The organism is Superficieibacter sp. 1612_C1 (genome assembly GCF_015234305.1).
Taxonomy (GTDB): Bacteria; Pseudomonadota; Gammaproteobacteria; order Enterobacterales; family Enterobacteriaceae; genus Superficieibacter.
In genome coordinates, this window is record NZ_JADGMI010000002.1 from 476,452 (window position 1) to 498,316 (window position 21,865).

Here is a 21,865-nt window from a genome sequence, read left to right on the forward strand (position 1 = left end):
ACTGAGGAAGCCATGAGACGAATTCTGACGACGCTGATGATCCTGCTGGTGGTGCTGGTCGCCGGCCTTTCCGCGTTGGTGATGTTGGTTAATCCGAACGACTTCCGCGCCTATATGGTGCGTCAGGTTGCCGAGCGTAGCGGCTATCAGCTTAAGCTGGACGGCCCGTTACGCTGGCACGTCTGGCCGCAACTGAGCATTATCTCCGGAAGAATGACCCTGACCGCGCCGGGGGCCAGCCAGCCGCTGATCGTTGCTGATAACATGCGCCTCGACGTCTCGCTGCTGCCGTTGCTTTCTCATCAGTTGCAGGTGAAGCAGGTGATGCTGAAAGGCTCGGTGATCCAGCTCACGCCGCAAACCGAGGCGGTGCGCGAAAATGACGCCCCCGTAGCGCCGAAAGAGAATACCCTGCCGCAGGTGGCGGAAGATCGCGGCTGGTCATTTGACATCGCCGGTCTACAGGTCGCGGATAGCGTGCTGGTGTTCCAGCACGACAGCGACGAGCAGGTCACCGTGCGTAATATCCGCCTGAAGATGCAGCAGAATCAACAGCATCAGGCCGATGTGGATTTCTCCGGCAATATCACGCGTAACCAGCGTGATTTGGCGCTGTCGCTGAAAGCGCAGGTGGATGCGGGGGATTATCCCCATTTGTTAACCGCGACCATCAACCAGCTGGACTGGCAGCTTCATGGCGCGGATCTGCCTGCGCAGGGCATCGGTGGGCAAGCGAGCCTGCACGCGCAGTGGCAGGAAGAGCAGAAAAAAATTGCCTTCAGCCAGCTTAACCTTACCGCCAGCGATAGCGTGCTGAAAGGGGAAGGAAGCGTGGTACTGGCCGACCGGCCACAGTGGTTGCTTAATCTCCAGTTCGACAAGCTCAACCTTGATAACCTGCTGCTCCGCGACGGCTCCGCCGCCAGTGCTTCCGTGGCCCAGCAGGGACAAAGCCAGAAGAGTCAGCCGCGTCCGGTGATTGCTGCTAATGGCGATGACGCTGATTATCGCGATCTGGCCGGGTTTGATGCTCAGCTGGTGCTGAAAGCCAAACAGCTTCAGTGGCGCGGTATGCCGTTTTCTCAGGTGAGCACCCAGGTGACTAATCAGGGCGGGCTGCTTAAGTTCAATGAATTGCAGGGGAACCTGGGTAGCGGCCATATTTCGCTTCCCGGCTCGCTGGACGCGCGGATGGCCAACCCGGTCGCCATGTTCAGGCCGCAGCTCGAGAATATTGAAATCGGCACCATTCTGAAAGCGTTCGATTACCCTATTGCGCTGACCGGGAAAACGAATCTTAGCGGCGAGTTCTCCGGCCATAAAGTTGACGCTCAGGCGTTCCGTGAAGACTGGCAGGGCGAAGCGCAAATCCGCATCGCCGACGTGCGCTCTGAAGGGCTTAACTTCCAGCAGCTTGTGCAGCAGGCGGTGGAACGCAGCACCAACGTCAGGGCACAGGAAAGTTATGAAAATGCCACGCGGCTGGATTTACTGACCACTAATATGTCACTTAAGAACGGTAAGGTGACGCTGGAAAATATCTCCGGCAGTTCGCCGTTGCTGGCGCTTGATGGTAAAGGCGCACTGGATCTGGCCGGGCAGCAGGGGGATATGCTGTTTAATGTGCGTGTCCTCGACGGCTGGCAGGGCGATGCTGAGCTGATCGCCATGCTTAAAAACACCGCCATTCCGCTACGCGTCTACGGCAAATGGCAGGCGCTCAATTACAGCCTGCAACTGGATCAGACGTTGCGTAAATATCTTCAGGATGAAGCCAAACGGCGGATTAATGATTGGGTGGAGCGTAACAAAGACAGCCGCGACGCGCAGGATGTGAAAAAATTGATGGATAAGAAGTAGGGCAGGGCGTGGCGCTTTACCGGTAATGCCCGGTGGCGCTGCGCTTACCGGGCCTACGATGTGGTGGGTTGGAGAGAGATACGATTTGCTTTGGTGGTTTGTCGATTTGTAGGCCGGATAAGGCGAAGCCGCCATCCGGCATTGGAGGCAGAGCGCCACCTCCGGCACCAGGCGCAGCGACGTTATCCCAACGCCTTACACCTCGTAATCTGATAAATCCTCATCCGCTGGCGGAATAATTTTTACCTTCTGTACGCGATGGCTCTCGACCTGAAGCGTCTTCAACGTATATCCGCCGACAATCACTTCTTCACCGGCCTTCGGCACGCGCTGCAAATACTCCATCAACAAACCGGCGATGGTGTGGTATTCGCGGCGCTCGTCCAGCGGCAGCGGCACATACTGAACCAGGTCTTCCAGCGGCATATGACCATTCGCCGTCCAGCCGCCGTCGGCGTCTTTCTGTATATCATGACGGGCGTCGATCTCCTCCACTTCATTGGGCAGATTCCCGGCGATGGTCTCCATTACGTCGCTGAGCGTCACCACGCCTTCAACCGAACCAAACTCATCCACCACAAAGGCAAAATGGGTACGCGCATTACGGAACTGCTCCAGCGCGGAAAGCAGCGGCAACCCTTCGGGGAACACCAGCGGCTGACGTACCAGCACGCGCAGATTTAACGCTTCGCCGTTCAACGACTGCTGAAGTAAGTCCAGAATATGCACCACCCCCAGCAAATCTTCTTCCGTATCGCCACCGGTGATCACCAGCCGGGTATGCTGATTCTTATCCAGCAGGGCGCGCACTTCCTCTTCGGGAGCGCTAAGATCGATATGCTCAATATCATGGCGGGAGGTCATAATGCTGCTGACCGTGCGCTGATTCAGATTCAGCACCCGCTCAATCATCAGCCGCTCCTGCGGATTAAAAATCTGCCGGTTATCATGATCGGCAAGCATCGACGCCGTTTCCGCATCCAGCTCGGCATCCTCTTTTCGGCCACTCAACAAACGCATTACCGCCTCGGTGGTGCGCTGGCGCAGCGTCTGATTGGCCGACAGAAAGCGGCGGCGGTTAAAGTTCGCCAGTTGATTGAGCGATTCAATGATCACCGAGAAGCCAATCGCGGCGTACAGATAGCCCTTCGGAATATGGTAGCCAAAGCCATCGGCAATCAGGCTAAAGCCGATCATCAGCAGGAAGCTCAGACAGAGGATCACAATCGTCGGATGATTGTTCACAAAGCGGGTCAGCGCCTTACTGGCCAGCAGCATCACGCTAATGGCGATAATCACCGCGGCCATCATCACCGCCAGATGGTCCACCATTCCGACCGCGGTGATCACCGAATCCAGCGAAAATACCGCATCCAGAATGACAATCTGCGCCACGACCGCCCAGAATTTTGCCCCGCGCCGCTGGGTCGGGTTTTCGCTGTCTTTGCCCTCCAGCCGTTCGTTTAGCTCAACGGTGGCTTTAAACAGCAAAAACAGACCGCCCACCAGCATGATCAGATCGCGGGCGCTGAAGCTAAAGCTGCGGATGCTGAAAAGAGGTTGCGTCAATGTGACCAGCCAGGAGATAGAGGCGAGCAGCACCAGGCGCATCACCATCGCCATCAGCAGACCGGTGACCCTGGCACGGTCGCGCTCTGCGGGGGGCAATTTGTCGGCCAGAATAGCAATAAACACCAGGTTATCGATGCCAAGAACCAGTTCGATGACCACCAGCGTCACCAGACCGGCCCAGATTGAAGGATCGGCAATCCATTCCATATTGAAGCAATACCTTAAGTAGCATGACATTTGTCAGTAATTGATCATGGATAAAGCGACGGCAAAATGCAATAAATTGCTGAGATTTATCCTGGCAGTAACTCTTTAACTGTACGAAATAGCACTTTATTTTTATTTGCAATAGCTGAATTTATTTTCAGACTTTATCTTAATCGTAATCTGGCATTCAAATTCGCAGGTTAATGTCAATATCAATAAATTCCTAAAACGTTAAAAGTTTGCGCTTAATATTATTCTTAAAAGTCTGGATGGTCAGTATTAGCGCCTTGCCAGTATTTAGCTTAGCTGCAACAATTCTCCCTGCATAAACGAGGAGATTGATTTTTGGTCATCTGAAAAGGTTATTCCCCTGGGGAGTAATCGTTTCTCTTCCTGCACCATAAATACTTTCCGTGATAGCCGTTTATGCGGAGTGGTGCCTGTAACTGAATGATTCGATAGTGAATTGGTAACTGAAAGCCAGGGGCGGTAGCGTGCCGGAAAGCCAGCCAATAAACGTCGACAATTCTGTCAATAGCCTGCGGATGAATAAACTTTTTTTTCGGATATATGCCAGTTAACTTTTTTATGTTTCCCGGCATTCTTTAGTTCTCTCAGTCCCTGTTTATTTAAATCGCACAGGATAATTACTCTGCCAAAGTGATAATTAATCAATGATGAAATCCAAACTAAAATTGATGCCATTATTGGTGTCTGCAATTCTGCTTAGCGGTTGTACCGTCTTTCCCGGCAGTAATATGTCGACTATGGGCAAGGATGTGGTGAAACAACAGGACGCTGATTTCGATCTCGATCGGATGGTGAATGTTTATCCGCTGACGCCCCGGCTGATTGAGCAATTACGCCCACGTCCCAATGTGGCGCAGCCCAACATGTCGCTGGATCAGGAGCTAAGCAATTATCAGTACCGCATCGGGCCGGGCGACGTGCTTAACGTCACCGTCTGGGATCATCCGGAACTGACCACCCCGGCGGGCCAGTACCGCAGCTCCAGCGATTCCGGGAACTGGGTGCAGCCTGATGGCACCATTTTTTACCCCTACGTTGGCCGAATCAAAGTGGGCGGTAAAACGCTGGCCGAAATCCGCGCAGATATCTCTAACCGGCTGGCGAGCTATATTACCGACCCGCAGGTTGACGTGAATATAGCCGCCTTCCGCTCGCAAAAAGCCTATATCTCCGGGCAGGTCAATAAATCCGGCCAGCAGGCGATTACCAACGTTCCTCTGACCATTCTTGACGCCATTAATACCGCCGGTGGCCTGACGGACTCCGCAGACTGGCGCAACGTGATCCTGACCCACAACGGTAAGGAACAGCGCATTTCACTCCAGGCGTTGATGCAGAACGGCGACCTGAGCCAGAACCGCCTGCTGTATCCGGGCGATATTCTGTTCGTGCCGCGTAATGACGATCTGAAAGTGTTCGTGATGGGCGAAGTGAAAAAGCAGAGCACCCTCAAAATGGACTTCAGCGGCATGACCCTGACCGAAGCGCTGGGACAGGCGGAAGGTATCGACCTGACCACCTCCAACGCCAGCGGCATCTTCGTGATCCGTCCGCTGAAAGGCGAGGGCACCGCGCGCGGCAAAATTGCCAACATTTATCAGCTCAATATGTCGGATGCCACTTCGCTGGTCATGGCGACCAACTTCCGTCTCCAGCCGTATGACGTGGTGTACGTCACGACCGCACCGGTAGCCCGCTGGAACCGTCTGGTGAGCCAGTTGCTGCCAACGATCAGCGGCGTGCGCTACATGACCGATACGGCGACCGACCTTCATAACTGGTAACGCGTGATGTTTAACAAAATCTTAGTGGTTTGTGTGGGGAACATTTGTCGTTCCCCCACGGCTGAGCGCCTGCTACGGCGCTATTCCCCTCAGCTCACCGTGACCTCTGCCGGGCTCGGCGCGCTGGCGGGGAAGGGGGCCGATGCCGGTGCGGTCAACGCAGCCGGGGCGCATCAGCTTTCGCTGGACGGCCATATCGCCCGGCAGATCACCCGGCGCATGTGCCAGGAGCACGACCTGATACTCGTGATGGAGAAAAAGCATATCGCCGCGCTGTGTGAAATCGTCCCGGAGATGCGCGGCAAAGTGATGCTGTTTGGTCACTGGGATAGCGAGCGTGAAATCCCCGACCCGTACCGCAAAAGCCGCGATGCGTTTGATGCGGTGTATGCCTTACTCGATCAATCTGCCCGCCAGTGGGCGCAGGCACTGAACGTTCAGCAGGGATAACAATGACTGATAAAGTACAACCTTCTGCCGCCTCCGGTGCGGGCAGCGATGAAATCGATATTGGCCGCCTCGTTGGCACTGTTATTGAGGCGAAATGGTGGGTGCTCGGCGTTACGGCGCTGTTTGCGCTGATCGCCATTATTTACACCTTATTTGCCACGCCGATTTACAGTGCCGATGCGCTGGTGCGTATTGAGCAGAACCAGGGTAGCGCGCTGGTGCAGGATATTAACAGCGCGTTGACCAACAAGCCGCCCGCCTCAGAAGCGGAAATCAAGCTGGTGCAGTCGCGTCTGGTACTGGGACAGACGGTTGACGATCTGGATCTCGATATCGCCGTCACCAAAAATACCCTGCCGCTGATCGGCGATGGCTGGGAACGCCTGATGGGCCGCCAGAATGAGACGGTCAACGTCACGACCTTTACCTTGCCGAAGGGAATGGGGCAGGACGTCTTTACGCTGCAAGTGCTGGACAAACAGCACTATCGTCTGACCAGCGACGGCGGCGTCAGTGCTGACGGCCAGGTGGGGAAACTGCTGGAGCAGGATGGCGTAAAACTGATGGTCGACGCCATTCATGCGCGTCCTGATACCGAGTTTACGGTCACCAAGTTCTCCACGCTTGGCATGATCAATACGCTGCAAAATAACCTGACCGTCACCGAAGACGGAAAGGATACCGGCGTACTCACCCTGACCTACACCGGTGAAGATCGCGAGCAGATCCGCGATATCCTGAACAGCATTACCCACAATTACGTAAAACAAAACGTGGCGCGCAAATCGGAAGAAGCGTCGAAAAGCCTTGCCTTCCTTAAGAAACAGCTGCCGGAAGTACGCGCCAACCTCGACGTGGCGGAGAATAAACTCAACGCGTTCCGCCAGACGAAAGATTCGGTCGATTTGCCGCTGGAAGCGAAATCGGTGCTGGATTCGATGGTTAACATTGATGCCCAGCTTAACGAACTGACCTTCAAAGAAGCCGAAATCTCCAAGCTCTACACCAAACGTCACCCGGCTTACCGCACGCTGATGGAAAAACGTCAGGCGCTTGAGCAGGAAAAGGCACAGCTTAACAAACGCGTGACGGCGATGCCGAAAACTCAGCAGGAGATCCTGCGACTGACCCGTGACGTGGAATCCGGCCAGCAGGTCTATATGCAACTGCTGAACAAGCAACAGGAGCTGAAAATCAACGAAGCCAGTACCGTTGGCGATGTGCGGATCGTCGATGACGCCATCACTCAACCTGGCGTGCTGAAACCGAAGAAAGGGCTGATTATCCTCGGCAGCATCCTGTTCGGGCTGATCGCCTCTATCGTTGGCGTGCTGCTGTTCTCCCTGCTGCGACGCGGTGTGGAAAGTCCTCAGGTCCTGGAAGAACGTGGCATTAGCGTTTACGCCAGCATCCCGCTCTCAGAATGGCAGAAAACGCGTGACCGTGTGACCACCTCCAAAGGCGTGAAGCGCTATAAACAGAGTCAGCTTCTGGCCGTGGGCAACCCGACCGACCTGGCGATTGAAGCCATTCGTAGCCTGCGCACCAGCCTGCACTTTGCCATGATGCAGGCCAGCAACAACGTGGTGATGATGACTGGGGTAAGCCCGTCAATTGGTAAAACCTTTGTCTGCGCCAACCTTGCGGCGGTGATCAGCCAGACCAATAAACGTGTGCTGCTGATCGACTGTGATATGCGTAAGGGTTACACCCATGAACTGATGGGTACCACCAATGTTAACGGCCTGTCGGACATTCTGATCGAAAAAGGCGAGATTGCTTCCTGTGCCAGACCCACCTCGATCACCAACTTTGACCTCGTCCCGCGCGGCCAGGTGCCGCCGAACCCGTCAGAGCTGCTGATGAGCGATCGTTTTGGTGAATTGATTAGCTGGGCCAGCAAAAACTATGACCTGGTGTTAATTGATACCCCGCCAATCCTCGCCGTCACCGACGCCGCCGTGGTAGCACGCTATGCCGGGACCACGCTGATGGTGGTGCGCTATGCGGTGAATACCCTGCGCGAAGTTGAAACCAGTATCAGTCGCTTTGAACAAAACGGTATTCCGGTGAAAGGTGTGGTCCTGAACTCCATCTTCCGCCGAGCGACGGGCTATCAAGATTACGGGTACTACGAGTACGAGTACAAGTCAGATTCTAAGTAACGCCTTACTGCGATCCTCTCCCGCCGGGAGAGGAAAAATCCTTCGGAGAATGGAAAATGAGCACGACCAATACACCACTGATCTCCATCTATATGCCAACCTGGAATCGGCAGCAGCTGGCGATCCGCGCGATAAAATCGGTGCTGCGTCAGGATTATCCGCACTGGGAAATGTTTATCGTTGACGACTGTTCCGCCAGCTTTGAGCAGCTACAACAGTTTGTCGCCGAACTGAACGACCCACGCGTGAAGTATATTCATAACGATTTTAACTCCGGGGCCTGCGCGGTGCGCAATCAGGCCATCGGGCAGGCGAAAGGGCGTTTTATTACCGGTATTGATGACGACGACGAATGGACGCCGAATCGCCTCTCGTTGTTCCTTGAACATCAGCATCAACTGGTCACTCACGCGTTTCTTTATGCCAATGACTACGTGTGCGAAGGCGAGGTTTACTCTCAACCTGCCAGCCTGCCGCTGTATCCGAAGTCGCCCTATACGCGCAAGCGCTTCTATAAGCGCAATATTATTGGCAATCAGGTGTTCAGCTACGCTCAGCGCTTTAAAGAGAGCCTGTTTGATATCAACCTGAAGGCAGCGCAGGACCACGATATGTTCCTGCGCATGGTGGTGGAGTACGGCGAACCGTGGAAAGTGGAAGAGGCGACGCAAATTCTGCACGTTAATCACGGCGAAATGCGCATCACCTCATCGCCGAAAAAATTCTCCGGCTATTTCCAGTTTTACCGCAAGCACAAAGACAAATTCGACCGCGCCAGCAAAAAGTATCAGCTGTTTACGCTCTATCAAATCCGTAACAAACGCATGAACTGGCGCACGCTGCTGACGCTGCTCTCGGTGCGCAACGGTAAACGTCTGGCCGATGGCCTGCGGGGGAAGTAATGCTGCTGGAAGATTTACGCGCGAATAGCTGGAGCCTGCGTCCGTGCTGCATGGTGGTGGCCTACCGCATCGCCCATTTCTGCTCGGTGTGGCGCAAGAAAAACGTGCTCAACAATCTGTGGGCCGCGCCGGTACTGGTGCTTTATCGCTTCCTGACCGAATGTCTGTTCGGTTATGAAATTCAGGCGGGGGCGACGATTGGCCGGCGCTTCACTATTCATCATGGCTACGCGGTGGTTATAAACAAAAATGTCATCGCCGGTGATGATTTCACCCTGCGCCACGGCGTGACTATCGGCAATCGTGGCGCGGAAAATCTCGCCTGTCCGGTGATTGGCAACGGCGTTGAACTGGGTGCCAACGTCATCATTACCGGTGATATCACCATCGGCAATAACGTCAGAGTGGGCGCGGGTAGCGTGGTGCTTGACAGCGTGCCGGATAATGCGCTGGTCGTCGGTGAGAAAGCGCGCATAAAGGTGAGCCAATGAATATTCTGCAATTTAACGTTCGTCTCGCCGAGGGCGGGGCGGCAGGGGTTGCGCTGGATCTCCATCAGCGCGCGCTGCAACAGGGGCTGTACTCGCGTTTCGTTTATGGCTACGGCAAAGGCGGCAAAAAGAGCGTCAGTCACGATGCTTACCCGAATGTCATCCGCCATACGCCACGCCTGACCTCTATGGCGAACCTGGCGCTGTTTCGCCTGTTCAATCGTGATGTGTTTGGCAATCTGGATAATTTATATCGCACCGTCACCCGCACTGAGGGGCCGGTGGTGCTGCACTTTCACGTGGTACACAGCTACTGGCTGAACTTTGATCGGCTGGTGGATTTTTGCCAGCGAGTAAAAGCGCACAAGCATGACGTCAGACTGGTCTGGACGCTGCACGATCACTGGAGCGTCACCGGACGCTGCGCGTTTCTTGACGGTTGCGATGGCTGGAAATCCGGCTGCCAACAGTGCCCGACGTTGACCAACTATCCGCCGGTCAAGGTCGATCGTGCTCATCACCTCGTGGATAAAAAGCGTCTGCTGATCCACGAAATGCTGGCCCTTGGCTGCCAGTTTATTTCGCCAAGTCAGCACGTTGCCGACGCGTTTAACACCCTGTACGGCAAGGGCCGCTGCCTGATCATCAACAACGGTATCGACGTTGCCACCGAGACCATTCTGGCGGGGCTCACCCCGGTCGCCCCGGCCGGAACACCCAAAATTGCGGTGGTGGCGCACGACCTGCGCTACGACGGCAAAACGAATCAACAGCTGGTACGCGAGGTGATCGCCCTGGGCGAGGCTGTTGAAGTGCATACCTTCGGCAAATTCTCTCCTTTCGAGGGAAAGAACGTGGTGAATCATGGCTTCCTGACCGACAAGCGCCAGCTGATGACCGATCTGAATCAGATGGACGCGCTGCTGTTTACCTCCAGGGTAGATAACTATCCGCTGATCCTCTGCGAGGCGTTGTCGATTGGCGTACCGGTCATCGCCACCCACAGTGAGGCGGCGCAGGAAGTGCTGCATAAATCCGGCGGCGTGACGCTGGATGATGATGACATTTTAACGCTGGTGCAGCATGGAAGAGAGGCGATCGCCCAGGCGGTGTTCAATACTACCCATGCGGCGTTCCATCAACGCAGCCGCGTGGCCTATAGCGGACAACAGATGCTGGAGGAGTATGTCTCGTTCTATCAGAATCTGTAGCTATCTGCTGCTGCCGATGATCTACCTGCTGGTCAACGTCAAAATTGTCCAACTTGGGGAGAGCTTTCCGGTCACCATCGTGACCTTTCTGCCGCTGCTGTTGCTGCTGTTTATTGACAAAATCAGCCTCAAAAAGCTGATGATTGCGCTGGGGGCCGGGGCAGGGTTGACGCTCTACAACTTTGTGTTTGGTCAATCGCTTGACGCCAGCAAATATGTCACCTCGACCATGCTGTTCGTCTATATCGTGATTATCATTGGGATGGTGTGGAGTATCCGCTTTAAAACCATCTCGCCGCACAACCATCGCAAGATCCTGCGCTTTTTCTACATAGTTGTTACGCTGGTGGTAATGCTGGCAGCCGTCGAAATGGCGCAGATTATTCTCAGCGGCGGCAGTAGTTTAATTGAAATAATTTCGAAATATCTTATTTACAGTAATAGCTATGTACTGAACTTTATCAAATATGGCGGAAAACGTACTACCGCACTTTATTTTGAACCGGCGTTTTTCGCTCTGGCACTAATCTCAATTTGGCTCAGCATCAAACAGTTTGGTATCAAAACACCAAAGACCGATGGTATGATCCTCGCAGGGATTGTACTTTCAGGTTCGTTTTCAGGGGTAATGACCTTTATTCTTTTTTACCTGCTGGAGTGGGCCTTTCAGTATTTGAATAAAGAGGCAATCAGAAAACGGCTACCGCTGGCGATTATCTCCCTGGCTTTTTTCCTGGTTGGCGTATTTTTCGCGATGCCGTATATCGCCGGACGTCTGGGGGAGCTGGGGACTGAAGGAACGTCATCGTATTATCGTATTGTGGGACCGCTGGTGATGGTTGGCCATTCATTAACCAGTATTGACGGCGTTGTCAGATTCGGCTCACTTTATGAATATGTCGCATCATTCGGAATCTTTAACGGTGCGGACGTCGGGAAAACAATAGACAATGGCCTGTATCTGTTAATTATTTATTTTTCGTGGATCGCCGTATTTCTGACATTATGGTATTTATTCAAAGTTGCAAAAATGGCGGTGCAGGCGTTTGGTAATAACCAAAATTATGGCGTTCAATTGTATCTTTTTACGCCGGTATCACTGTTTTTCACCGGTTCAATATTTAGCCCGGAATATGCGTTTTTAATTGTTTGTCCGTTTATTTTGCGCAAGGCGCTAAATATCGTGCAGGCCAGATGAGGAAAGTCAGATGCTGTTAAGTGTCATTACTGTTGCCTTTCGTAATTACGATGGAGTGGTAAAAACGTGGCGGTCGCTGGCGCACCTGGCGCGCGAAAAAAACATTGAGTTTGAGTGGATTGTGGTGGATGGCGGCTCCGCAGACGGCACCGCGGAATTCCTGGAAAATCTGAACGGTGAGTACCACTTACGCTACGTCAGCGAGAGAGATAACGGTCTGTATGATGCCATGAATAAAGGCATTGATATGGCGCAGGGCAAATTTGCCATCTTCCTTAATTCCGGCGACATTTTTCACCCGGACGTGGCGCAGTTTGTTCGCCAGCTGGCGGACAAAAAAGAGAGCGCCATGTATATCGGCGATGCGCTGCTGGATTTTGGCGACGGAACGAAAATTCGCCGTAGCGCCAAACGCGGCTGGTATATTTATCACAGCCTGCCGGCCAGCCATCAGGCGATCTTTTTCCCGCTGATGGGATTAAAAAATTACCCCTATGATCTGCAATATCGCGTCTCTTCCGATTATGCCTTAGCTGCAAAGCTATATAAGAAAGGCTATAAGTTTGAGCGGATTAACGGTCTGGTTTCAGAATTTTCGATGGGCGGTGTGTCAACGTCGAATAATCTGGAACTGTGCCGCGATGCTAAAAAAGTCCAGCGCACCATTTTGCGGGTGCCGGGCGTACTGGCGGAATTGTCTTATTTATTACGCCTGCGCACGACGGGCAAAACTAAGGCCTTATATAACAAATCCTAAAATATAAGGAAAACCAATGCAGGAATTAAACGGCTTCTCGGTGCCGCGGGGTTTTCGCGGCGGTAACGCGCTGAAAGTGCAATTATGGTGGGCCGTTCAGGCAACGCTTTTTGCCTGGTCGCCGCAGGTATTATATCGCTGGCGCGCGTTTTTATTACGCTTATTTGGCGCGAAGATCGGTAAAGGCGTCGTGATTCGACCCTCGGTAAAAATTACCTATCCGTGGAAATTAACCATTGGGGATTACGCCTGGGTAGGCGATGACGCGGTGTTATATACCCTGGGCGAGATTACCCTTGGCGAAAATTCTGTGGTGTCGCAGAAATGTTATTTATGCACTGGCAGTCACGATTATATGAGCGCGCATTTTGATATTAACGCCACGCCGATTGTGGTTGGCGAGAAATGCTGGCTGGCGACAGATGTCTTTGTCGCGCCCGGCGTCACGATTGGTGACGGCACGATCGTCGGCGCACGCAGCAGCGTTTTTACCTCGCTGCCCGGCGGCATGATTTGCCGGGGAAATCCGGCGACGGTGGTGCGCGAGCGATAACCACGCTCTTTTCAACAACGTTACATGAATCAAACGGTCAACACGTTTAACAAAGGAAACTGATTATGTCTAAAGTTGCTCTCATTACCGGCGTTACCGGGCAGGACGGGTCATATCTGGCAGAATTGCTGCTGGAGAAAGGTTATGAGGTTCACGGTATTAAACGTCGCGCCTCGTCATTCAACACCGAGCGCGTGGATCACATTTATCAGGATCCGCATGCCACTAACCCGAAATTCCATCTGCACTACGGCGATCTGACCGATACTTCCAACCTGACGCGTATCCTACAGGAAGTGCAGCCGGACGAAGTCTATAACCTCGGCGCGATGAGCCACGTGGCGGTCTCGTTCGAATCGCCGGAATACACCGCCGATGTTGATGCGATGGGTACCCTGCGCCTGCTGGAAGCGATCCGCTTCCTCGGCCTGGAAAAGAAAACCCGCTTCTATCAGGCGTCCACCTCAGAGCTTTACGGCCTGGTGCAGGAAACGCCGCAGAAAGAAACCACCCCGTTCTACCCGCGCTCGCCGTATGCGGTCGCCAAACTGTATGCCTACTGGATCACCGTTAACTACCGTGAATCCTACGGCATGTACGCCTGCAACGGCATTCTGTTCAACCACGAATCCCCGCGCCGCGGCGAAACCTTCGTTACCCGCAAAATCACCCGCGCGATTGCCAACATTGCACAGGGTCTGGAGTCCTGCCTGTACCTCGGCAACATGGACTCCCTGCGCGACTGGGGCCATGCCAAAGACTACGTAAAAATGCAGTGGATGATGCTACAGCAGGAAAAACCGGAAGATTTCGTTATCGCCACCGGTGTGCAGTATTCCGTGCGCGAGTTCGTTGAAATGGCGGCGGCCCAGCTCGGTATCAAACTGCGCTTTGAAGGCAAAGGCGTGGACGAAAAAGGCATCGTGGTTTCCGTGACCGGTCATGACGCGCCGGGCGTGAAGCCAGGCGATGTGATTATTGCCGTCGACCCGCGCTACTTCCGTCCGGCGGAAGTGGAAACCCTGCTCGGCGATCCGACCAAAGCGCATCAGACGCTGGGCTGGAAACCGGAAACCACCCTACAGGAGATGGTCTCTGAAATGGTTGCCAAAGATCTGGAAGCCGCGAAGAAACACTCCCTGCTGAAGTCCCACGGTTACGAGGTTGCCATCGCGCTGGAGTCCTGAGCATGACCAGACAACGTATTTTTGTGGCCGGACATCGTGGCATGGTGGGATCGGCCATTGTTCGCCAGCTGGAACAGCGCGGCGACGTGGAGCTGATTTTACGCGGCCGTGATGAGCTGAACCTGCTGGATCCGACGGCGGTGCAGCAGTTTTTCGCCGAACAACGCATTGACCAGGTGTATCTGGCGGCGGCGAAAGTCGGCGGCATTGTGGCGAATAATACTTACCCGGCTGATTTCATCTACGAAAACATGATGATCGAGAGCAACATCATTCACGCTGCGCATCTCAACGGCGTGAACAAGCTGCTGTTTCTCGGATCGTCCTGTATTTATCCGAAGCTGGCAAAACAGCCGATGGCCGAAAGCGAACTGCTCCAGGGCACCCTGGAGCCGACCAACGAGCCGTATGCCATTGCCAAAATTGCCGGGATCAAACTGTGCGAATCCTATAACCGCCAGTACGACCGCGATTACCGCTCGGTGATGCCGACCAATCTGTACGGGCCGAACGATAACTTCCACCCGAGCAACTCGCACGTGATCCCGGCGCTGCTGCGCCGCTTCCATGAGGCGACGGAACAAAATGCGTCGGACGTAGTGGTCTGGGGCAGCGGCACGCCGATGCGCGAGTTCCTGCACGTTGATGATATGGCGGCGGCCAGCATTCACGTGATGGAGCTGGATCGCAGCGTCTGGCAGGAAAACACCGAGCCGATGCTGTCGCACATTAACGTCGGCACCGGCGTCGACTGCACCATCCGTGAACTGGCACTGACTCTGGCGCAGGTGGTGGGCTTTAAAGGGCGGGTGGTGTTCGACGCCACTAAACCTGATGGCACGCCGCGCAAGCTACTGGACGTCACGCGTCTGCATCAACTCGGCTGGTTCCATGAAATCACCCTGGAGGCCGGGCTTGCCAGCACCTACCAGTGGTTTCTGGAAAACCAGCAGCGGTTCCGGGGGTAACGATGTTTCTCAGCGCTGAAGATTTTGCCACCGTCGTTCGCGCCACGCCGCTGGTCTCCATCGATCTGATCGTGGAGAACGAGCGCGGCGAGTTTCTCCTCGGCCAGCGGACCAACCGTCCGGCGCAGGGATACTGGTTCGTCCCTGGCGGGCGCGTACAGAAGGATGAGCCGCTGGATCGGGCGTTTGCCCGTCTGACGAAAGCGGAGCTGGGCGTCAGCCTGCCAATGACGGCCGGCGAATTCTGGGGCGTCTGGCAGCATTTTTATGACGATAACTTTTCCGGCACCGGGTTCTCGACGCACTACGTGGTGCTGGCGTTCCGCCTGCGGGTAGACGCCAGCACGCTGCAATTGCCGACCGAGCAGCACAATGCGTACCGCTGGCTGACGGCGGAGGCGCTGCTGGAGAGCGACAACGTGCACGACAACAGCCGCGCCTACTTCCTTGCCGAACGCCAGGCGGGAGTGCCGGGGTTTTGCACAAAATCATTTGGTCAGCATCAAGGCGGCAAGTCAGCGAGTCCCCGGGAGCTTACTCAAGTAAGTGACCGGGGTGAGCTGACGCAGCCAACGCAGAGGCAGGCCAAAGGATGATGTGCATATGAAAATACTCGTTTACGGCATTAACTACTCGCCCGAACTGACCGGCATCGGCAAATACACCGGTGAAATGGTCGAGTGGATGGCGCGTCAGGGCCATGAAGTGCGGGTGATCACCGCGCCGCCTTACTACCCGGAGTGGAAAGTAGGCGAGGGCTATTCTGCCTGGCGCTACCGCTGCGAAGAGGGGGCCGCTACCGTCTGGCGCTGCCCGCTCTACGTGCCGAAGCAGCCCTCAACCCTGAAGCGTCTGATCCATCTCGGCAGCTTCGCGCTGAGCAGCTTTTTCCCGCTGATGGCGCAGCGCCGCTGGAAGCCGGACCGCATTATCGGCGTGGTGCCGACGCTGTTCTGCACGCCGGGCATGCGCCTGCTGGCGAAACTCTGCGGCGCGCGCACCGTCCTGCATATTCAGGATTATGAAGTGGACGCCATGCTCGGACTGGGCATGGCGGGAAAAGGTAAGGGTGGCAAAGTCGCTCGCCTGGCGACCGCGTTTGAGCGCAGCAATCTGCTCGGTGTGGATGCGGTCTCCACCATTTCGCGCTCAATGATGAACAAGGCGCAGGAAAAAGGCGTCGCCGCGCAGAACGTTATCTTTTTCCCTAACTGGTCGGAAGTGGATCGTTTTCGCCATGTCGCTCCGGCATACGTGAGCGTATTGCGCAGCCGACTCGGTCTGGATGACGCGCAAAAGATCGTCCTTTACTCCGGCAACATCGGCGAGAAACAGGGACTGGAGAATGTGATTGAAGCGGCGGACCGCCTGCGTGACCGGCCGTGGACCTTTGTGATTGTCGGACAGGGCGGAGGCAAAGCGCGGCTGGAGAAGATGGTTGCCGATCGCGGCCTGACCACTATCCGCTTTCTGCCGCTGCAACCGTACGACGATCTGCCCGCGCTCCTCGCGCTGGGCGACTGCCATCTGGTTATCCAGAAGCGCGGCGCGGCGGACGCGGTGCTGCCTTCCAAACTGACCAATATCCTGGCGGTCGGCGGCAATGCGGTTATCACCGCCGAAGCGGAAACCGAATTAGGGCAGCTTTGCCGCACGTATCCGGGCATTGCCGTCTGCGTCGAGCCGGAAGAGGTTGACGCTCTTGTTACCGGTATTGAGCAGGCGCTGCTGATGCCGGAAAACAACACGGTGGCACGTGACTATGCCGAACGCACGCTCGAAAAAGAGAACGTGTTAAGCCAATTTATTTCAGATATTCGGGATCACTAACATGAGTCAACCCACGCTCTATCCGGTCGTCATGGCGGGCGGATCCGGTAGCCGTTTATGGCCGCTGTCCCGCGTACTCTACCCTAAACAGTTCCTCTGCCTGAAAGGGGAATTGACCATGCTTCAGGCGACCATCAGCCGTCTGAACGGCGTCGAATGCGAAAGCCCGGTGGTGATCTGTAACGAGCAGCACCGCTTTATCGTCGCTGAGCAACTGCGTCAGCTCAACAAACTGACCGAGAACATCATCCTTGAACCGGCGGGGCGCAACACCGCGCCCGCGATTGCGCTGGCGGCGCTGGCGGCCACCCGTAACTCGCCGCAGGACGACCCGCTGCTGCTGGTGCTGGCGGCGGATCACATGATTCAGGACGAAGCGGCGTTTCGTGCGGCTGTCACCGCCTCCATTGCGCACGCCCAGGCAGGCAAGCTGGTGACCTTTGGCATCGTGCCGGATCTGCCGGAAACCGGCTACGGCTACATTCGTCGCGGCGACGTCACGCCGGGCGAACAGGACAGCGTGGCCTTTTCGGTGGCGCAGTTTGTCGAAAAACCTGATCTGGCGACCGCGCAGGCCTACGTCGCCAGCGGGGAATACTACTGGAACAGCGGCATGTTCCTGTTCCGCGCAGGACGCTATCTCGAAGAGCTGAAGAAATACCGTCCGGACATTCTGGACGCCTGCGAAAAATCGATGGCCACCGTCGATCCGGACCTGGACTTTATTCGCGTTGACGAGGCTGCGTTCCTCGCCTGTCCGGAAGAGTCCATCGACTACGCGGTAATGGAGCGCACGGCAGACGCGGTGGTGGTGCCGATGGATGCGGGCTGGAGCGACGTCGGCTCGTGGTCCTCGCTGTGGGAAATCAGCGCCCACACGCCGGAGGGAAACGTCCATCACGGCGACGTCATCAGCCACAACACCGAAAACAGCTACGTGTACGCTGAATCCGGCCTGGTGACCACCGTCGGGGTAAAAGATCTGGTGGTCGTGCAGACCAAAGACGCGGTGCTGATTGCCGATCGCCACCACGTGCAGGAAGTGAAAAAGGTGGTGGAGCAGATCAAAGCGGATGGCCGCCACGAACACCATATCCACCGTGAAGTGTACCGTCCGTGGGGCAAATACGACTCCATCGATGCCGGCGATCGCTATCAGGTGAAACGGATCACCGTTAAGCCGGGCGAAGGGCTGTCGCTACAGATGCATCATCATCGCGCCGAACACTGGGTGGTGGTGGCGGGTACCGCCAAAGTCACCATCAACGGCGAGATCAAACTGCTGGGCGAGAACGAGTCGGTATACATCCCGCTCGGCGCGGCGCACTGCCTGGAAAACCCCGGCAAGATCCCGCTCGACCTGATTGAAGTGCGCTCCGGTTCGTATCTCGAAGAAGACGACGTGGTGCGGTTTGAGGATCGCTACGGGCGCGTATAGCCCCGGCGAAATTTGCCGGATGGCGCTGCGCTTATCCGGCCTACGGTTCGGTGCCCTGTAATGCGCAGCCACCCCGTAGGCCCGGCAAGCGAAGCGCCACCGGGCAGGGCGTATAACGACGTCGAAAGTGTCGCAACCACCCGTAGGCCCGGTAAGCGAAGCGCCACCGGGCAAAGCGTATAACGACGTCGAAAGTGTCGCAACTACCCGTAGGCCCGGTAAGCGAAGCGCCACCGGGCAAAGCGTGTAATGACGTCGAAAGCGCCGCAGCCACCCCGTAGGCCCGGTAAGCGAAGCGCCACCGGGCAGAACGAGTAAAGACTTCATATATCTAAAGAAGAGAAAAAAATATGACAACGTTAACCTGTTTTAAAGCCTACGACATTCGCGGCAGGCTGGGCGAGGAGCTTAACGAAGACATCGCCAGGCGGATTGGACGTGCGTATGGCGAATACCTGAAACCGGACACCGTGGTGCTGGGCGGCGATGTGCGTCTGACCAGCGAAGCGCTGAAGCTGGCGCTGGCAGAGGGCCTGCGCGATGCGGGCGTTAACGTGCTGGACATCGGCCTTTCCGGCACCGAAGAGATCTACTTCGCCACCTTCCATCTCGGCGTGGACGGCGGCATCGAAGTCACCGCCAGCCACAATCCGATGGATTACAACGGCATGAAACTGGTGCGCAAGGGCGCGCGTCCCATCAGCGGCGATACCGGCCTGCGCGACGTGCAGCGCCTGGCGGAAGCCAACGACTTCCCGCCAGTCAACCCGGCGAAACGCGGCAGCTATCAACACATTGATCTGCGTGCCGCCTACATCGATCATCTTCTGGGCTACATCGACGTAAAAAACCTGACGCCGCTGAAGCTGGTGATCAACTCCGGCAACGGCGCGGCAGGCCCGGTAGTGGACGCCATTGAAGCGCGCTTTAAGGCGCTGAACGTTCCGGTGGAGTTCATTAAGGTTCACAACACCCCGGACGGTAACTTCCCCAACGGCATTCCTAACCCGCTACTGCCGGAGTGCCGCGACGATACCCGCAACGCGGTTATTAAACACGGCGCGGATATGGGCATTGCCTTTGACGGCGATTTTGACCGCTGCTTCCTGTTTGACGAAAAAGGACAGTTTATCGAGGGCTACTACATCGTCGGCCTGCTGGCGGAAGCATTCCTCGAAAAACACCCTGGCGCGAAGATCATCCACGACCCGCGTCTTTCCTGGAATACCGTGGACGTGGTGAGCGCGGCAGGCGGGGTGCCGGTAATGTCGAAAACCGGCCATGCGTTCATCAAGGAGCGGATGCGCGAGGAAGACGCCATCTACGGCGGCGAAATGAGCGCGCATCACTACTTCCGCGATTTCGCCTACTGCGACAGCGGGATGATCCCGTGGTTGCTGGTGACGGAACTGCTGTGCCTGAAAGGGCAGTCGCTGGGCGAACTGGTCCGCGACCGGATGGCGGCGTTCCCGGCGAGCGGTGAGATCAACAGCAAACTGGCCGATCCGGCGACGGCCATCGCCCGGGTGGAGGCGCATTTTGCGCCGCAGGCGCTGGAGACCGACCGCACCGACGGTATCAGCCTCGCCTTTGCCGACTGGCGCTTTAACCTGCGCTCGTCGAACACCGAGCCGGTGGTGCGCCTGAACGTGGAATCGCGAGGCGATACTGCGCTGATGCAGGCGCAGACTGAGGCGATTCTGGCGCTGCTTAACCAGTAACAGGCTTTGGGCCAGGTGGTTTCCCCCTCACCCTAACCCTCTTCCTCAGGGGAGGGAATGGCCGCTACCCCCTGGAGAGGCGGAAGTGATTTCTCCCTCTCCAGGGGAAGAGGGGAAGCTGACCAACGCAAAGCAAGGGAAAACAAAGGAACAACGATGACGACTCTAAAAAAGCGCGAGCGAGCCAAAACGAATGCATCGTTAATCTCAATGGTGCAGCGATTTTCTGACATCACCATCATGTTCGGTGGACTATGGGTGGTTTGTCAGGTCAGCGCGCTGCCGTTTTTATATATGCATCTGCTCATGGCGCTGATCACCCTGGTCGTCTTTCAGATGATTGGTGGAATGACGGACTTCTACCGCTCGTGGCGCGGCGTCAGAATGACCACCGAACTGCTGCTGCTGATCCAGAACTGGACCCTGAGCCTGATTTTCGGCACCGGGTTAATGGCCTTCAACGACGACTTCGATCACAGCTTTATGACGCTAATGGCGTGGTACCTGCTGAGCACCTTCGGCATGGTCTCGTGTCGCACGATGATCCGCTTTGGCGCGGGCTGGCTGCGCAATCTCGGCTACAACTCCCGCCGGGTAGCCGTAGCGGGTGAGCTTCCGGCAGGGCAGGCGCTGCTGCAAAGTTTCCGCAATCAGCCGTGGCTGGGCTATGAGGTGGTAGGGGTTTATCACGATAACGATAAAAACGAACGGGTTGGCGACTTCACGCAGCTGGTTGACGATGCGCGCGACGGCAAAATCCACAACATCTATATCGCGATGGCGATGCAGGATGAAGCCTGTATTAAAAAACTGGTGCGCGAGCTGGCGGACACCACCTGCTCGGTGATCCTGATCCCCGATCTCTTTACCTTCAATATCCTGCACTCGCGGGTGGAAGAGGTAAACGGTGTACCCGTGGTGCCGCTGTACGACACGCCGCTTTCCGGTATCAACCGTATCCTCAAACGACTGGAAGATATCGTACTGGCCGCGCTGATCCTGCTGCTGATCTCCCCGGCGCTGTGCTGCATCGCGCTGGCGGTAAAACTGACTTCGCCGGGTCCGGTGATCTTCCGCCAGACGCGCTACGGCATGGATGGTAAGCCGATCATGGTCTGGAAATTCCGCTCCATGCGAGTGATGGAAAACGATGCCGTAGTGACTCAGGCGACGCAGAACGATCCGCGCGTGACGCCGGTCGGCAACTTCCTGCGCCGCACCTCGCTGGATGAACTGCCGCAGTTTATCAACGTGCTCACCGGCGGGATGTCCATCGTTGGCCCGCGACCACATGCGGTGGCGCATAACGAGCAGTACCGGGCGCTGATCGAAGGCTACATGCTGCGCCACAAAGTCAAACCGGGCATCACCGGCTGGGCGCAAATCAACGGCTGGCGCGGCGAAACGGACACCCTTGAGAAGATGGAAAAACGTATTGAATTCGACCTGGAATACATCCGTGAATGGAGTCTGTGGTTCGACATCAAGATCGTCTTCCTGACGGTGTTCAAAGGCTTCGTCAATAAAGCGGCCTACTGAGG

18 protein-coding genes and 1 pseudogene are annotated in these 21,865 nt (G+C 55.9%); 18 read left to right on the forward strand and 1 reads right to left on the reverse strand.

The annotated features are described in order from the left end of the window. The first annotated feature begins 12 nt into the window (after positions 1–12). Entirely contained in the window at positions 13–1,860 is a 1,848-nt protein-coding gene (gene asmA, locus INT84_RS08450) for an outer membrane assembly protein AsmA (protein ID WP_194206445.1), read from the forward strand. Positions 1,861–2,055: 195 nt separating this feature from the next. Here the strand turns inward: asmA and INT84_RS08455 are convergent, their stop codons facing one another. Continuing rightward, positions 2,056–3,639 carry a TerC family protein gene (locus INT84_RS08455; protein WP_194206446.1) on the reverse strand — a complete coding sequence of 528 codons (1,584 nt, stop codon included), beginning with the start codon at positions 3,637–3,639 and terminating at the stop codon, positions 2,056–2,058. A gap of 674 nt (positions 3,640–4,313) precedes the next feature. On the opposite strand from INT84_RS08455, the gene INT84_RS08460 reads away from it, so the two are divergent. The 17 genes and pseudogenes from INT84_RS08460 to wcaJ all read left to right on the forward strand — a co-directional run bounded on the left by INT84_RS08460 (position 4,314) and on the right by wcaJ (position 21,863). Next, on the forward strand, positions 4,314–5,453 hold the full coding sequence (locus INT84_RS08460; RefSeq protein ID WP_103674195.1) for a polysaccharide export protein: 1,140 nt from the start codon (positions 4,314–4,316) through the stop codon (positions 5,451–5,453). A 6-nt stretch (positions 5,454–5,459) separates the two neighbouring features. Next, complete coding sequence (wzb, locus tag INT84_RS08465; protein ID WP_194206447.1) at positions 5,460–5,903, forward strand: low molecular weight protein-tyrosine-phosphatase Wzb; 444 nt, start codon at positions 5,460–5,462, stop codon at positions 5,901–5,903. 2 nt (positions 5,904–5,905) lie between these two features. Continuing rightward, positions 5,906–8,068 (forward strand): tyrosine-protein kinase Wzc, encoded by a 2,163-nt coding sequence (gene wzc / locus INT84_RS08470; protein ID WP_194206448.1) that lies wholly within the window; start codon positions 5,906–5,908, stop codon positions 8,066–8,068. A gap of 56 nt (positions 8,069–8,124) precedes the next feature. Further along, positions 8,125–8,970, forward strand: a complete 846-nt coding sequence (gene wcaA, locus INT84_RS08475) for a colanic acid biosynthesis glycosyltransferase WcaA (protein WP_194206449.1) — start codon at positions 8,125–8,127, stop codon at positions 8,968–8,970. A 2-nt stretch (positions 8,971–8,972) separates the two neighbouring features. Next, complete coding sequence (wcaB, locus tag INT84_RS08480) at positions 8,973–9,461, forward strand: colanic acid biosynthesis acetyltransferase WcaB (RefSeq protein ID WP_194206824.1); 489 nt, start codon at positions 8,973–8,975, stop codon at positions 9,459–9,461. After that, positions 9,458–10,672 carry a colanic acid biosynthesis glycosyltransferase WcaC gene (gene wcaC, locus INT84_RS08485; protein WP_194206450.1) on the forward strand — a complete coding sequence of 405 codons (1,215 nt, stop codon included), beginning with the start codon at positions 9,458–9,460 and terminating at the stop codon, positions 10,670–10,672. The genes wcaB and wcaC overlap by 4 nt, the downstream gene beginning before the upstream one ends. Continuing rightward, complete coding sequence (gene wcaD, locus INT84_RS08490; RefSeq protein WP_194206451.1) at positions 10,647–11,870, forward strand: colanic acid polymerase WcaD; 1,224 nt, start codon at positions 10,647–10,649, stop codon at positions 11,868–11,870. Before wcaC ends, wcaD begins: the two co-directional genes overlap by 26 nt. A gap of 10 nt (positions 11,871–11,880) precedes the next feature. Further along, positions 11,881–12,627 (forward strand): colanic acid biosynthesis glycosyltransferase WcaE, encoded by a 747-nt coding sequence (gene wcaE, locus INT84_RS08495; RefSeq protein ID WP_194206452.1) that lies wholly within the window; start codon positions 11,881–11,883, stop codon positions 12,625–12,627. Between the two features lie 16 nt (positions 12,628–12,643). Then, on the forward strand, positions 12,644–13,180 hold the full coding sequence (gene wcaF, locus INT84_RS08500) for a colanic acid biosynthesis acetyltransferase WcaF (protein WP_194206453.1): 537 nt from the start codon (positions 12,644–12,646) through the stop codon (positions 13,178–13,180). 65 nt (positions 13,181–13,245) lie between these two features. Further along, positions 13,246–14,367: a GDP-mannose 4,6-dehydratase gene (gmd, locus tag INT84_RS08505; protein ID WP_103674187.1), complete on the forward strand. Its 1,122-nt coding sequence runs from the start codon at positions 13,246–13,248 to the stop codon at positions 14,365–14,367. A gap of 2 nt (positions 14,368–14,369) precedes the next feature. Then, complete coding sequence (locus INT84_RS08510; RefSeq protein ID WP_103674186.1) at positions 14,370–15,335, forward strand: GDP-L-fucose synthase; 966 nt, start codon at positions 14,370–14,372, stop codon at positions 15,333–15,335. 2 nt (positions 15,336–15,337) lie between these two features. Beyond that, positions 15,338–15,811 (forward strand): annotated as a pseudogene (locus INT84_RS08515) (GDP-mannose mannosyl hydrolase); the annotation flags it as partial. Between the two features lie 127 nt (positions 15,812–15,938). Beyond that, positions 15,939–17,165, forward strand: coding sequence for a colanic acid biosynthesis fucosyltransferase WcaI (gene wcaI, locus INT84_RS08520; RefSeq protein WP_194206455.1), 1,227 nt, complete (start codon positions 15,939–15,941; stop codon positions 17,163–17,165). Between the two features lies 1 nt (position 17,166). Continuing rightward, positions 17,167–18,603 (forward strand): mannose-1-phosphate guanyltransferase, encoded by a 1,437-nt coding sequence (gene cpsB, locus INT84_RS08525; protein ID WP_194206456.1) that lies wholly within the window; start codon positions 17,167–17,169, stop codon positions 18,601–18,603. Between the two features lie 127 nt (positions 18,604–18,730). After that, a complete protein-coding gene (locus INT84_RS24330; RefSeq protein WP_255515969.1) occupies positions 18,731–18,853 on the forward strand; it encodes a hypothetical protein in 123 nt (40 codons plus the stop codon). Positions 18,854–18,953: 100 nt separating this feature from the next. Beyond that, positions 18,954–20,324: a colanic acid biosynthesis phosphomannomutase CpsG gene (cpsG, locus tag INT84_RS08530; protein ID WP_194206457.1), complete on the forward strand. Its 1,371-nt coding sequence runs from the start codon at positions 18,954–18,956 to the stop codon at positions 20,322–20,324. 156 nt (positions 20,325–20,480) lie between these two features. Continuing rightward, positions 20,481–21,863: an undecaprenyl-phosphate glucose phosphotransferase gene (gene wcaJ / locus INT84_RS08535; protein WP_194206458.1), complete on the forward strand. Its 1,383-nt coding sequence runs from the start codon at positions 20,481–20,483 to the stop codon at positions 21,861–21,863. The last annotated feature ends 2 nt before the right edge of the window (positions 21,864–21,865 follow it).